The organism is Butyrivibrio sp. WCD3002, from assembly GCF_000424265.1.
In the GTDB taxonomy this organism is placed as follows: domain Bacteria; phylum Bacillota; class Clostridia; order Lachnospirales; family Lachnospiraceae; genus Butyrivibrio.
Map to the genome: position 1 here is coordinate 32180 of NZ_KE384154.1, position 14643 is coordinate 46822.

General features: G+C 43.2%; 15 protein-coding genes. 10 read left to right on the forward strand and 5 right to left on the reverse strand.

The features are described 5' to 3' along the window. Positions 1-436: 436 nt before the first annotated feature. The 3 genes from G608_RS0117910 to G608_RS0117920 form a co-directional block, all read right to left on the reverse strand. A complete protein-coding gene (locus G608_RS0117910) occupies positions 437-892 on the reverse strand; it encodes a Fis family transcriptional regulator (protein ID WP_330367095.1) in 456 nt (151 codons plus the stop codon). Positions 893-1045: 153 nt separating this feature from the next. Further along, positions 1046-2065 carry an HD-GYP domain-containing protein gene (locus G608_RS21845; RefSeq protein WP_051209515.1) on the reverse strand — a complete coding sequence of 340 codons (1020 nt, stop codon included), beginning with the start codon at positions 2063-2065 and terminating at the stop codon, positions 1046-1048. Continuing rightward, positions 2066-3115 carry a hypothetical protein gene (locus tag G608_RS0117920; protein ID WP_026497130.1) on the reverse strand — a complete coding sequence of 350 codons (1050 nt, stop codon included), beginning with the start codon at positions 3113-3115 and terminating at the stop codon, positions 2066-2068. 254 nt (positions 3116-3369) lie between these two features. Between G608_RS0117920 and G608_RS0117925 the strand changes: the two genes are divergently transcribed. After that, positions 3370-5382: a methyl-accepting chemotaxis protein gene (locus tag G608_RS0117925; RefSeq protein WP_026497131.1), complete on the forward strand. Its 2013-nt coding sequence runs from the start codon at positions 3370-3372 to the stop codon at positions 5380-5382. Between the two features lie 183 nt (positions 5383-5565). Beyond that, positions 5566-6396, forward strand: coding sequence for a histidinol-phosphatase HisJ family protein (locus G608_RS0117930; protein ID WP_026497132.1), 831 nt, complete (start codon positions 5566-5568; stop codon positions 6394-6396). Positions 6397-6398: 2 nt separating this feature from the next. On the opposite strand, the gene G608_RS0117935 is transcribed toward G608_RS0117930, so the two are convergent. Beyond that, on the reverse strand, positions 6399-6620 hold the full coding sequence (locus tag G608_RS0117935; protein ID WP_026497133.1) for a hypothetical protein: 222 nt from the start codon (positions 6618-6620) through the stop codon (positions 6399-6401). A 777-nt stretch (positions 6621-7397) separates the two neighbouring features. On the opposite strand from G608_RS0117935, the gene G608_RS0117940 reads away from it, so the two are divergent. From G608_RS0117940 to G608_RS0117975, 8 genes are read left to right on the forward strand one after another with little or no spacing between them, the layout of a single operon-like run. Further along, positions 7398-8120 (forward strand): GGDEF domain-containing protein, encoded by a 723-nt coding sequence (locus tag G608_RS0117940; protein WP_026497134.1) that lies wholly within the window; start codon positions 7398-7400, stop codon positions 8118-8120. A gap of 9 nt (positions 8121-8129) precedes the next feature. Then, positions 8130-8624 carry an RNA polymerase sigma factor gene (locus tag G608_RS0117945; protein ID WP_026497135.1) on the forward strand — a complete coding sequence of 165 codons (495 nt, stop codon included), beginning with the start codon at positions 8130-8132 and terminating at the stop codon, positions 8622-8624. Then, entirely contained in the window at positions 8621-9772 is a 1152-nt protein-coding gene (locus tag G608_RS21850) for a transglutaminase-like domain-containing protein (RefSeq protein ID WP_051209517.1), read from the forward strand. Before G608_RS0117945 ends, G608_RS21850 begins: the two co-directional genes overlap by 4 nt. 11 nt (positions 9773-9783) lie before the next feature. Continuing rightward, positions 9784-10833 carry a type II secretion system F family protein gene (locus G608_RS0117955; RefSeq protein ID WP_026497136.1) on the forward strand — a complete coding sequence of 350 codons (1050 nt, stop codon included), beginning with the start codon at positions 9784-9786 and terminating at the stop codon, positions 10831-10833. A gap of 5 nt (positions 10834-10838) precedes the next feature. After that, positions 10839-11195 (forward strand): hypothetical protein, encoded by a 357-nt coding sequence (locus G608_RS0117960; RefSeq protein WP_051209519.1) that lies wholly within the window; start codon positions 10839-10841, stop codon positions 11193-11195. A 6-nt stretch (positions 11196-11201) separates the two neighbouring features. Then, entirely contained in the window at positions 11202-11705 is a 504-nt protein-coding gene (locus tag G608_RS0117965; RefSeq protein WP_026497138.1) for a DUF4860 domain-containing protein, read from the forward strand. After that, positions 11702-12286, forward strand: coding sequence for a hypothetical protein (locus tag G608_RS0117970; protein WP_026497139.1), 585 nt, complete (start codon positions 11702-11704; stop codon positions 12284-12286). The genes G608_RS0117965 and G608_RS0117970 overlap by 4 nt, the downstream gene beginning before the upstream one ends. Next, positions 12276-12716 (forward strand): hypothetical protein, encoded by a 441-nt coding sequence (locus G608_RS0117975; RefSeq protein WP_026497140.1) that lies wholly within the window; start codon positions 12276-12278, stop codon positions 12714-12716. Before G608_RS0117970 ends, G608_RS0117975 begins: the two co-directional genes overlap by 11 nt. Here G608_RS0117975 and G608_RS0117980 read toward each other — a convergent pair. Further along, positions 12706-14643, reverse strand: coding sequence for an ABC transporter ATP-binding protein (locus G608_RS0117980; RefSeq protein ID WP_026497141.1), 1938 nt, complete (start codon positions 14641-14643; stop codon positions 12706-12708). The genes G608_RS0117975 and G608_RS0117980 overlap by 11 nt on opposite strands.

Below are 14643 nucleotides of genomic sequence, written 5' to 3' on the forward strand. Positions count from 1 at the left end.
CTGGTACCGTGTACTCCGAACTTACGTTGGCTGTTTCATGATCAATATGTTCTTCATAGTATTTCATTATAATGTCATAGTGCCAGCTGACTTCAGATATGAAATAAGTCACTGCCGCACTGTTTCAGCCTATTTTTTTCACACGTGAAGAGACCGTAAAATAAAAGGACCGGTTTTCTCCGATCCTAGTATCTCTATGCTGCTTCTCGTAATCTATAATTGTCACTTCTTGCATAAATGATTTTCCATCTCTGTAATTCTTTCAATCTTCTACATCAGCTCAATATCCGGAATTACTTTGACAATCTTCTTTACTACATTTTCTTGTAGATATGCTTCATTCAGTTTCCTTTTAGAGTATTTCAAATACGTATTCTGCGTCTTTTCTATCAAAAAATGTGTAAAAAATATTTCCCAACTAAAGTACTCACTGCTTTCAATATATGTGAAAGAACTCATGATATGTCTGCTTCAAACCCGCGTATTTACCTGATGATCTAATGCCATATATCTCATCAACACTATAGGGAAGATTTACCAAGCCTTCTCTTGTGACTATTACGTAATAATTATCTGACTTTCTTACTGCTTCTGCAAAATCATAGCTTGGGAGGAATTCGTTATCTTCATCTATGAATACTATTGTATCCTTCATTATTGGCAGCAAGGTACTCCAATCTCTTCCTGCAAGTACACGACACTCTTTGTCACACGAAAGGGTTATGCCGCTCTCTTTTCCGGATTCATAATATTCACTTATCATTTCCACCAATGTGGTCTTTCCTGTCGCACTGTCTCCCTTGATAATCGTTATATTTCTTTTTATATCAAATTCATATTTCACCGTTGCATTTGAAACGGTAATGTGATGTATACCTTTCATTGCAATCATCGGTATATGTGTTTTTAAAAAACCTTGCCGGATTATATATTGCTTCGGGCATTTCGCCAAAAAATATTGATAGCATTCATCAATTCCTCTTTATCCTATTCAAAATCTAACCTCAGCTTTCTCTAACATATTATTTTACCACAACTACTCTATTCAGTTATTCAAAATCTGCAAGATTGTCACATCAAGCTTCTTCATAAGATCAAGAACACTGCCGCTTTCAAGCTTGATCTTAGGTCTGGAGAGCTGCTTGGGATGGTTCTCAAGGATTGTTCCCTGCTGTCCTGTAGATAGAAGTACTCTGCAGCCTGCAGGATAAGGAGCTACATATTTAATGAAGGTACTTGCCACCTCCCTGTCGAACATGGTGCCGCTGTTTGCCATGATATATTCGATGGCATCGGCGGGATTCATGGAATCCTTGTAGGCACGCTTGGAGGTCAGGGCATCATAGACGTCCGCTACGTGGATGATTCTGGCAAACTTGTGGATCTTTTCTCCTTCAAGGCCACGCGGATAGCCTGAGCCATCCCAGTTTTCGTGGTGGGAATACACCGCGTTTTTTACAACTGCTGCCACATCCTCGCCGTCCTGCTTCACCTTGTCACGGAGTCTGATAAGACCATACTCCGGATGCTTCTTCATAACGGTAAGCTCTTCCTGACTGAGCTTTGAGGGCTTATTTATTATTTCGATTGGAACATCGCATTTTCCTATATCATGCATGAGGGCTGCCTGAGACAAAAGCTCAAGCTCCTCGTTTCTAAGCCCCATTCCTATGCCGATGATAACGGACAGCACATCTACATTTACACTGTGGATGTAGGTGTAGTTATCGTAGGAGCTGAGGGTTATCTGCTCTATAATAAGGGACTCTGCATTTTGTACCTCATTAACGATGCTGTTTGCAAGGAACTGGCAGGCGTTAATATCCAGCTTTTTAAGCTTATTTATAGCTTTAATTCTGGTCTCGTTTGATACTATCTGTCTTGCGGTGTTTATATCATCCTTTTCGAAAATATATGCACCGTCAAAATCATGCATCAAAATCCTGTTTATATAGGGCTGCGTTAGCACTGTATTGGATTTTAGAAGGATCTTTTCATTATCATCATATAGATTGCTGGATAGGATCATTCCAGGCTTAAGATCCCTGGCACTGACATATCTCATTCACTGTACCTCCCTAAACATACCCGTTGTACAGTTATGGGAAACAACCCCGTTAGCAATAAAGTTCCTGCCTGAGGTTGTGATTTCTATCAGCTCCTCTCTTCTTTTTATCTCTTCTATAGATACTACCTTTATTGTATCGTTATGCACGTTACTCATGGGAACGTGCTCAAACTGCTGGGTTAAAACCGGTGTAAAAATATGGTAGAACCTCAAAAGCTCCGATGCACCGCCAAAGAGCGTCGCAGACATATCCTGACTGTTGTACTCATATTCAAAGTTGTAAAGCTCAAGACCCTTTTTCAGGATTTCAAGATACTTCATCTTGGCACTGGCAAGGGTCTTAACCACGGGATTGTTACTTCCGTCAGAATCGTATACCCCTGCAATAAAGCCTCGTAAAAATTCATCCTTATCCCTGTCCTTTGCAAATTTCTCTGATAACATGACCATCTGTGTATAGGGCAAATTCAGCTTAGCCGTTACAAAGTGCTCATTGGTATTGTTATTGTGGGCAAAGCAGGGCTCTATCGAAGCCTCGATCCCCAGGTATAGCAGGTAGTTATAAAGGCGCATTGTAACTGCTGATTCGCAAAGTACAAACTCAGCCATCTCTCCGCCCTTAAGGCCTACAAGATTTTTGCCATAGATCTCTATTCCAAGGAAATAGCCTTCCATGTATTGCTTGGTTTCTTCGTAGTTCTTGGCGATCTTACCGCCGATTCCGGACATCTTAACATCATTTTTAAGATACACCTTGTCTTCACCAAGGCTGCCGTCATCATATGTAAAAAGCCATCCAAGCTGAGTAAGCCACTGGTGATTTGGACTGCTTATAAGGGATCTTCCATCCGCTAAGGTAATCTTTACAGCCTTGCCCTTTCGTCTGTTAACGTCAGTTACTTCCCCCTTAATGTATTGATGAATCTCGCCGTCATACTGGACCGAGTAAACAAGGTCACCCTTTTTTACATCCTTGATCTTCCTGACCGTATTGTCATACATCAGGATGTCCATATTTCCATCAACATAATCAAATGTTTTTCTCATATCTGGCTCCTTACAAAAAACGCAGCTGCTTCGTATATTATATCATTTTAGAAACGATGCCGTTCATTATACGATATCCGTAAAGCCGCTTCAATACTGACTTTTTACATTTTATAAATAATGATTTTATAGTAATTTAATACACCAAAAAGCGTTTTTAAATGCTTTATCGTGATAAAATTCAATTATTCGCAATAGGTTTTCTGACTAATGCATATATTGTCAGATAACGCACCTAATATTGGAGGTTTCTTATGAGTGGCAAAGAGAAAAAATCAAATAGCGGTATCAGCCCTAAGGACAGTATCAAAACCAGACTTATAGCAATTATGCTGCTGGTATGTGCAGTTCCTCTTATAGTTTCCACTATAGTAAGCTATAAGACATCTGCAGATAAAGCCTATGCCGATGCCATCGATTCCATGGAATGGGAGGTATGGTATCTGGATGCGCAGTGGCAGGAGGTTCTTGATAATAACCTTAAAACTATCCAGGCTGTTGCCATGGCACCTTCTACCATAGCCTTTATGCTGGCTCAGGATGATGAGGGACTTAAGGAGGTTGAGCTTAACTATCTTGCATCTATTGATGAGATGATGGCTGATGACTCCCTGACAGTGCTTACGGGCGCCGATGGAATGCAGGTTCTGAGAACCTCCGGCAATTATGTAGATGTTAGTCAGCGCGATTATTTTAAGAACGCAATGGCAGGAAAAACCGACATTTCAGATATCATCGTATCTACTGCAACAGGTACCCGTCAGGTTACCTTCTCTGCTCCTATCAAGGACTATGACGGAACCGTTCTTGGTATCGTTCAGAGAAACTATGACCTTAACACCTTCCATGAAATGCTTGCTGCAGAGTCCGAGGATGCATTTTTAACAGACAGAACAGGTAAGGTTGCCGCACATTCTCAGTATGAGATCACCGAGGAAAATGAAGACGACAGAAGTCAGTCCGTTTTCATGACATCCGGTCTTGCAGAAGGTAATTACAGCGCAGATACAGGCAGAGGCTATAAAGCCGTAGTATGCTACGTAAAAAATGCCACCTCAGACTGGAGACTGTGCGTAGCTACAAATACAGTAAAGATTAACGCAGAATCAAGAGCCTCCGCCACGATTATCGTAGGTGTTGGTATTGTAATGCTCATTATAGCTGTAATAATTTCCGTATATATGGCCTTCTCCTTTACAAATCCCGTTCAGGCGGTTAACGCATCTCTTGCAGAGCTTGCTGACGGACGCTTTGCAAAGGTTGAAAAATACGCCGACAGAAAAGATGAGTTTGGTCAGATTGTAAATAACACAAATGACGTTATAGGTAAGCTCAGCGAGATTGTTTCCGAGATCAAGGCCTCCGCTTCTGATGTGGGACAGTCCTCAGAGGAGCTGGCAGATATGGCCAATCAGATTTCCCAGACTGCAGAGGATGTATCAAATGCGGTTCAGGAAATTGCATCAGGTGCAACCCAGCAGGCTGACGAAATTCAGAGCGCATCGGAAAATGTAGGAAAAATCGGCGATGCTGTAAGCGATGTGCAGACATCCACAGGAAACCTCTCCACTCTCGCTCAGAAGATGAAGGAGGCATCCGAGGTATCAAGCAGATCCCTTGCTTCCCTCCAGGATTCTTCATCTGATATGACAAATAAGATCGATGATATTTCAAATACAATCTCCGCAACTCAGGAGGCTGTATCAAATATCAACGATAAGGTTGAAGGTATTGCATCTATTGCAACCCAGACCAATCTCCTGTCTCTCAACGCTTCTATTGAGGCAGCAAGAGCAGGTGAAGCAGGTAAGGGCTTTGCGGTTGTTGCTGAAGAGATTGGAAAACTTGCAGATGATTCCAAGCAGATGGCTGACGATATCAGAAGAGAGATGGATATCCTGTTAGAGCAGAGTAGCGCAGCTGTTTCTGCAGCAGCAGATGTTAAGCAGGGCAATATGGATCAGCAGCTTGCTCTCGGAGAAACTCTTGAAGCTGTTAACGGCATGCTGGAGGATATCGGCAGCACAGTCGGCGGCGTAGATCTTATCTCCCAGGGCGCAGATACCTGCGATTCCTCCAAGAACGCAGTTGTAGATACCATGAGTGCACTGTCAGCAATTTCCGAAGAGAACGCTGCATCCTCAGAGGAGACAGGCGCATCCATGCAGGAGCTTTCCGCAACAGTTACTACTCTCGCATCCTCAGCTGATAACCTTAAGACCGTAGCTGAGAAGCTGAATGAGAATATCGCGTTCTTTAAATCATAATGCTTTGGAAAGCTCGTAAATAAGCCACTTTTTGGCCCCACCACTGCAGGCGTTCGCCTGGGTGATGGGGCTTTTCTATTTTTTGTGCTAAAGCGATAAATTTTCTCTTTTTCACAGTCCTGAGTGCTGTATAATGTGTTTTGGAAAAAAGCAATTCGAAATATTAAGTAATGGAGAATCATAATGACAAGTAAGCTACCTGCAGATTTTCATATGCACACCCACAATTCAGGGGACTCGGATGCTCCCATGAAGGACATGATAGAAAGCGCCATCTCAAAGGGACTTTCATCCATATGCTTTACTGAGCACAACGACTTCGATTATCCCGATATGCCGGATAATCCGCCTGATGGCTTTGAAGTAAATACCGAGGCTTACAGAGAAGAATTCCTCGCACTTAAGCCCTTATATGAGGATAAGCTGACCCTTAACTGGGGCATAGAGATCGGCATGCAGCCTCATCTTGCGGAAAGGAATACGGATTATATAGGCTCCTATCCCTTTGATTTTGTCATCGCATCAAACCATGTATGCCACAGAAAGGACCCCTACTACCCTTCCTTTTACGAGGGAAGAAGCGAAAGGGAAGCCTTCCTTGAGTTCTTCGAGTCTACCTTGGAAAACCTTAAGCTCTTTGATAACTACGACGTGCTTGGGCACCTTGATTACATCGTCCGCTATGCACCTGAATTCGATAAAAACTACAGGTATTCAGACTATGCGGATATCATCGATGCTATTCTTAAGCACCTTATAGAAAAAGGAAAAGGACTTGATGTAAACACCAAGTCCCTGTACTCAAAAAATGCACTTTTAAATCCAAATCCCTCTAAGGATATTCTGCTCCGCTTTAAGGAGCTAGGCGGTGAGATAATCACCTTTGGTTCAGATGCCCATGTTCCCGAGCATATCGCAGGCTCTTTCGATGTTGCTACGGAAATCGTAAAGTCCTGCGGCTTTACACACTATGCAACCTTCAAAGCCCGCAAGGTAAGCTTTAAGGAGCTGTAATTCTACAGTCCGTTTATAAAGTAGCGCTCTGCCATCTCAGTTTCCTTCTCATAGAGCATATCCTCTAATTCAGAGAGGTTCAGCCCCTTTGGGAAGGCAAACTCCTTTGGCGATACGCCCAGCACTTTTAGTCTTTTCTTTATTTTTCCGCATTCTGTTATGTACCTGTAGATTACGATAACTGCAGGTATCAGCAATGCTACCATCAAAGCGTATAATATCATCCTGTCACCTCTTTTTTGACATTATACTGTAAAACCTCCATTCCATGCACAAATTTTCGAATTATTTAAAATATGTTTAGCAATAGTTAATGGTTACTCATTTTATTTAGAGGGCCTATCCCATACCGGATATATTAAGAAACCCGGGCTCTCTGCGGCTTTTTTGAAAAACTTCGGCCAAGGCCCACAGGGTCAGGCAGGCTTTTCCCTTCCGTGCCTCAGGACATTCCAAAACCTTTCACTGGCTATAAGCATGTGTGATTTTGCATAACTCGTTTTTTTCAGGCGATAGCACGGTCTACATACAGTCATTTCGAGTCTCTATAGCTGAGTGATGATTATTCTTATGCCCATAAACATCCATTGTGCGCGCGAAGAAAGTGTTTGAGTAAGGGCTTTCTGTTATGTATTCATTCTGATATAGCCTTTTTAGAAGCCCTTGCGAGTTTCTTTTGAAGCGCGCAAGGCAATGGATGTATGGGCATTAGAATAATCTCGCGAAGATAACGAGACTCGAAATGACTGTATGCAGGCTGCGCTATCGCCTGAAAACAAACTCAGACATGTTGCAAAATCACACATATAGCCAGTGGAAGATTTTGTAATTTCGGCAGAGGAAGGGAAAAGCCTGCCTGACCCTATAGGCCTTGGCCGAAGTTTTTATACCCCAAGCCGCAGAGAGCCCGGGTTTCTTTTTTCTTTCCGGTATGGGAAGTTTTAGTATATAATAAATAAGTAAGAAACCGAGATATTATCGGCCTTTTGAAGGGAGCACTAATGCCTTACAAACGCAGCCTTTTAAAGAAAATACGAATCGCCAAGATCGTAATGATGGCGATTTTAATAATTCTAAGCATTTCATATCTTCTGATCCTGATTCTGAATTCGGAGTTCAGGGCTTCCATCCTGGGGGATGCAGTTTTCCTTATAACCTTTATAATCACATGGCTGTGCCTTCTCACAGGATTTCTGGCGATTCTTATGGATTTTATCCTTATGAAGAAAAATATAGATGTGGCAAAGGACTTAAGCGATCTCTCATTCCTTGATAAGCTCACAAGTCTTCCCAACAGATTCAGCATAGACAGAATCTCATCAAAATACGACACCCAGGATAAGCTGATGCATCTTGGCTGCGTGCTGATGGAGCTTGATAACCTGAAGGAGCTGAATGATAAAAACGGCAGAAGCGGCGGTGATGAGGCAATTTCCTCCTTCTGCACTATCCTTGAATCAGTAGGCATGCAGTACGGCCTCATTGGAAGAAACAGCGGAAATGAGTTCATCGTTGTAATTGAGAACTGTTCACAGCCTGATATCGATTCATTTTTAGAGGTTCTTGGAAAGAGAATAAAAAACCACAATACCTTAAATTCAGAAATCCCCATCAGACTGAGATACTCACATATTCTTGGCAATGAGGTATCACCGGAGCATTTCTATGTGCTTATTGCTGCGGTTTACAGAAAATACGAATCAGACTCTAAGGTTCTTAACTAGGAGCAATATATGTTTAGCAAAAACCATTCCGATAAATTACAAAAGCTCGTAATGGATATGTGGAATGACGATACGGAAAGCTTTGCAAAGCTCTACTGCCTTACTGTGGATGACACCTTCAACTACTGCAGGCACATCATAGGCGATGACAAGGAAGCAAGGGCGGCCATTACGGAGATATATGAAAACGTGTTAAATGGCATACTGTCCCTAAAGGACCCTTCTCTTCTATCCCCGTGGCTTCGAAGACTTTCCTTTGATGTATGCTACAGAAAAATCATGAACGGATGCAGCACAGAGGTCTACGAGCTTTTTAATCCCAACGACTTTATGTCACTTACTTTTATAGAGCAACAGATCATATTTTTATATGATGTCAGAGAGCTTGACGAAAAGGCTATCGCAAATGCTCTTGGCGTCAGCAAAAGCCTTGTAAAAAAGCACCTGCTTCTTGCAAGGGACCACATATTATCGCTACATGAAACAGGCAACGACACAGAATGAAATATGTAAAAAACCGTAAAAACAAATTTCATATACGGGAAGAGGACGCCATAGGCGCGCTTTCAGAGGTACTTAACTCTCAGGGTAAGGATACTCATTTTCTGATTTCCTTTGACGGCGCAGTTTATGACAGATCTAAAAAAGCAGGCACCTACTCTCTTGATATTTGTATATGCCTGTGCCTTTCCATGCTGGTGCTTATCCTCACATCTCCTGTTCTGCTCTTTGCACTGCCGGAGGGTCATGCCATAGATATCGACAGAAGGCTTGCCGCTGAGGTGATGGCAGATGAATCCAACTATGACACATCCCTGCTCGTAAAGGGAGCCCGTGACAACACGCCCCTTTGCCTCGTTCCCACAGCTGACGGAACAAGCACCTACTCAAATCCTTACGTCTATGTGGATGCATCAAATACAGGTCAGGGCTATGTGATAATCCACTATACCGGGGAATCAGAGAAGGTTAAGCTGAGGATCACAGGGCCTGAAGAGATCACCTACACCTACGACATGGCGACAGGCGGCGGAAAGGATGAGGTTTTCCCGCTTCAGCAGGGGGATGGCACATACCTTATCGCGGTGTTTGAAAATATCGAGGGTCTTCAGTACGCAACAGTATTTTCCCAGGAGATAGAGGCTACCATAGATGATGAGTTTTTACCCTTCCTCTATCCCAATCAGTACGTGACCTTCAATGCTGACAATCAGGCAATCGACTATGCAGAGTACCTTGCATATACGGCAAACACGGACCTTGACGTGGTATCGAATGTTTACAACTCGCTTATTACCAGCATGTCCTACGACTACCACGAGGCGGAAACCGTTGAGAGCGGATATCTTCCGGAAATCGACGAGGTTCTGACAACGGGAAAAGGCATCTGCATCGACTATGCGGTTCTGATGACGGCAATGCTCAGAAGCCAGCGGATTCCAACCAGAATGGAGGTTGGCTATGCAGGAACCGCTTACCACGCATGGCTTAGTACTTATATAACGGATATTGGCTGGATAAACGGAATGATACAGTTTGACGGCAAGGAGTGGTCTCTTATGGATCCCACCTTTGCTTCAACTACAGATACCAAGAAGCTTGCAAACTTTATAGGCGACGGAAAAAACTATAAGACAAAATATATCTATTAGGGAGACACGATATGAAAGCCTCTTCAAAGAAATTTTCAGATTACGAAATATCAGTATTTTGCAGACAGATGGCACTTCTTATTAAGGCCGGTATAGCCCCTGTTGAAAGCATAGAGATAATGCTTCAGGACTTTAAGTTTGAGGGTGATGATGCCGTTCTTAAGACCATCCTGCAGATCCTGCATTCGGGAGAAAAATTCCATATAGCCCTGCAGATGTCCGGCGCCTTTCCGGGCTACGTTATCCACATGGTTACAATCGGTGAAGAGTCCGGTGATCTTGACCTTGTAATGGACTCCCTTGCGGACTACTACGAGCGTGAAGAGACCATAAGGCAAAATATCGTGGGGGCTATCTCCTATCCTCTTATCATGATAGGAATGATGCTTGTTGTTATCATCGTTTTGATAACAAGGGTACTCCCCATCTTTGGTCAGGTATTTGCACAGCTTGGAACCAGCATGAACAGCTTTTCAAATTCCCTTCTGAGTATCGGAATTTCCTTAAAAAACTACTCTGCTGTTTTCATAATTATTCTTGCAATTGCAGCAGGTCTTTGCGTTTTCTTTGTTAAAACAAACAAGGGTCGCGAGGTTTTTCATAAAATCGGAATGCACATTCCTCCTATCCGCAAGATCTACGACGAAGTTGCAACCACCCGCTTTGCAAACGGTATGGTTCTCACCTTATCAAGCGGAATGGACACCTATGAGGGCCTTCGCCTTGTAAGTAATCTTGTGGATTCAGAGTCTATGTCAGCAAAAATAGATACCTGCAGGTCTCTTATCGCAGGCGGAAGCAGCTTCCCCGAGGCTCTTCAGGCATCAGGAATCCTGAACCGCTTCTATTCAAGGATGGTATCAATAGGTTTTACCTCAGGCTCCATGGACGTTGTAATGAAGCAGATCGCAAACCGCTACGCCGAGGAAACCCAGCGCAAAATGTACGCATTTATCGCTGTCCTTGAGCCCACCCTTGTAATCATTCTCTCACTGGTTGTAGGAATGATTTTGTTATCGGTAATTCTCCCTCTTATGGGAATCATGTCATCAATAGGTTGATTTAGATGGAAGAGATTTATATCGGAAAAAGAGGAAACAGAATATCGAGACTCACCTCTACGCTGGTTTATTTTCTGATAATCGTAGCGCTTATTGTCATCTTTTTTAACGGCATAGAAGGTATCAGCAAAACAAACATTGATAAGCAGGAAGTCAGCCTTTCTGAAGCCATAAACCGTGACATTATTCAGTGCTACTGTCTTGAGGGAATTTATCCTCCAAGCCTTGATTATCTTGAGCAGCACTATGGCCTTTTATATGACAAGGAGCTGTTCTTTGTGGACTATAGGCCCATAGCTTCAAATATTTACCCTGATGTGACCATCATCCGTATTCAGGGCGATACTAAAAAGGATTTGTAATTTTTTATGAAAAAGGAAAGCCACGAAAGACACATAATCGATATGATCTTCGTCGTAGCTCTGCTGTTTTTGTTTGCCATGAGCGCTCTTATGCTGATCGCCATCGGCTCAAGTATTTACAGCAGGGGTGTTTCCAGTATGCAAAAAAACTATGACAGAAGGACCGCCTACGCCTATATCACTGAAAAGCTAAGGCAGAACGATGCAGAGGGAAATGTCTCAACAGACACCTTCAATAAGTCAGGTGCCATCCGCATCGACAGCACAGAAGGCGGCAGGGATTATGTGACCTATATCTATGACTATGAAGGCGCTCTTATGGAAATAAAGGCAAGGGCAGATGTTGAAAATCTGCTGCCTGAAACCGGTCAGAAAATCATGGACATAGACAGTCTTGAGATAAACACCCTTGGAGGCGGAATCCTCCAGATAACCGTCGTATTAACAGATGGTGAAGAGATAACCTTCGTAACCTCGAAAAGATCCGAAAAAGGACAGACAGGCACATGAACAGAAATCAGCACAATAAAACAAGTCTCTTTCTCATGGAGCTCATAATTGCCATTTTGTTTTTTGCTGTTGCCAGCACTATTTGTGTACGCCTTTTTGTGTCCGCTCATCTCCTCTCTCAGGAATCAATTGGCATAAACAATTCGGTTTTGTGGATTCAGAATCTGTCTGAGGTTTTTAACGGTAAAAAAGGAAAACTGAAGGATATAGCAGACTTTTATTCAGTATCCTCTGTAGTCCTGGTATCCTCCGAGGAGAATCCGGAGATAGGGACCTTAGTTATGTTCTTTGACAAGGACTGGGAGGTTATAGATTATCCCCTAAGCGACGGCGCTCCTGAGGGTGCAAAATACGAGCTTATGCTGACTGTATCGCAGCTCCCTGCATCGGAAGTTTATGCTGACTGCGGCAGTACTGATGAATACACAGGAAATGCGCTTAAGGGCGATATTTATATTCTTAATCTCCCTGATTCCGAGATTATTGGCGAAGCGCCGGATGCTTCTGATCCCTTACTGATAATGTCCAGAAGCGTCGACTACTATACAGGTAACATGGAGGCTATAACGGATGAACCGTGATTCAATAAATTCAACACATATAGGCGCAGCTTCCATAATGCTTATCTTCATGGTTCTGGGCCTCATATCCTTTGCTACTCTTACCTTTGTTAATTCAAGGGCGGACTTTGTGCTTAGCAGCAAAATGAAGCAAAGGAGCGACAGCTACTATGATGCCTGCCACCGGGCCAATGCCTTTATAGCAAAAACGGCATCCTCCTTAGAAAAAAGCTACATGCTCTCTTCCTCAGAGGACGCCTTCTATAACATGGTTGGAGCTGAAAGCTTCTCAGAGAGTTTTCCCATAAATGATACTCAGACTCTGGATATAACCGTAATTCCTACATATCCCGATGCAAGTGATGAGCCGGTTTACACCGTCACCTCCTACCGGGTTGTAACCCATGATGATAAGATTGAACTGGACCAGAGACTTCCTGTTATGCGGTAACCATCTCCGGCTTGTTTCCGGTGTAGAGCTGGTAATAACGCTGCTTCTTGGCGATCAGCTCGTCATGGTTACCCATCTCTACAATTCTTCCCTGCTCGAGTACCACGATCACATCACTGTTTTTAACTGTGGACAGACGATGCGCAATGACAAAGGTTGTTCTGTCTTTCATGAGCTTGTCCATACCATCCTGAACAATTTTCTCTGTACGGGTATCGATTGAGCTTGTAGCCTCATCAAGGATAAGTACAGGAGGATTTGCGATAGCTGCTCTTGCAATTGCAAGGAGCTGTCTCTGACCCTGTGACAGGTTTGCGCCGTCACCTGTAAGCATTGTGTTATAGCCCTCAGGAAGACGCTTTATAAAGCTGTGAGCGTTTGCAAGCTTAGCTGCTGCAACAACCTCTTCATGAGTGGCATCAAGCTTACCATAGCGGATATTCTCTTCAACTGTTCCTGTGAAAAGATGTGTATCCTGAAGTACTATTCCAAGAGATTTTCTAAGGTCCGGCTTCTTTATCTTGTTGATATTGATGTTGTCATATCTGATCTTTCCATCCTGAATATCATAGAAGCGGTTTATAAGGTTAGTGATGGTGGTCTTACCTGCACCGGTTGAACCTACAAGTGCTACCTTCTGTCCCGGCTTAGCGTGAAGCACAATGTTGTGAAGAACCATCTTTTCATCGGTATAACCAAAGTCCACATCGTTAAAGGTAACATCACCCTCCATGGGCTGATATGTGGTTGTGCCCTCAGCCTTGTGGTAATGCTTCCATGCCCAGTGTCCTGTATACTCCTTGGACTCAACGATCTTGCCATCCTCCATCTTGGAATTAACAAGCATTACATAGCCTTCATCGGTCTCAGGCTTTTCATCAAGAAGAGCGAAAATTCTCTCTGCGCCTGCAAGTGCCATGATAATACTGTTAAACTGCATGGACACCTGGTTTATAGGCATTGAGAAGTTCTTGTTAAAGGTAAGGAAGCTTGCAAGTCCTCCGACCGTAAAGCCAAGGTACTGGTTAAGGGCAATAGCACCGCCCACGATGGCACATACTACATAGCTTAAGTTACCAAGCTGTGTATTTATGGGGCCAAGGATATTTGAAAATACGTTAGCCTTATATGCACTCTGGAAAAGCTCTTCGTTAAGCTCATCGAATCTCTCGATTGCCTGCTGCTCGTGGCAGAACACCTTAACTACCTTCTGTCCTGTCATCATCTCTTCGATGTATCCGTTAAGGCTACCAAGGTTCTTCTGCTGAGCTACGAAGTTTTTACCTGATGCTCCTGTTGCCTTTGCTGTTACAAAGAGCATAATGGCAACCATCAGAATTGTAACTATCGTCAGCGGAACACTGAGGATAACCATTGATATAAACACGCTGACGATGGTGATTGCACTGTTTAGCATCTGAGGGATACTCATTGAGATCATCTGTCTTAAGGTATCGATATCGTTGGTGTAGATTGACATGATATCGCCGTGGGCATGAGTATCAAAATATTTGATTGGAAGTGATTCCATGTGTTCAAAGAGCTCAAGTCTTAAATTCTTAAGTGTTCCCTGTCCCACATAGATCATGAGTCTCGCCTGAACAAAGGAAGCTATAACACCGAGACCGTAGAAAATAACTACTCTTCCGATTGCTCCTGCAAGAGGTCCAAAATCGGGATTTTCCTGTCCGATCAGGGGTGTTATGTAGCTGTCGATAAGTGTCTTTGTAAACATGGTTCCCTGCACGCTTGCAACAACAGTAAGAATAATGCAGACAACTACAAGTACCATGTGAATGCCGTAGTCTTTAAATACATAAGACATCAGCCTTTTAAATAATTTTCCGGGATTTTTTATCTTGGGTCTTGGTCCCATTCCGCGTCTGGCGCCGGGGCCACGGACTTCTTTTACCTTCTCTTCTGCCAT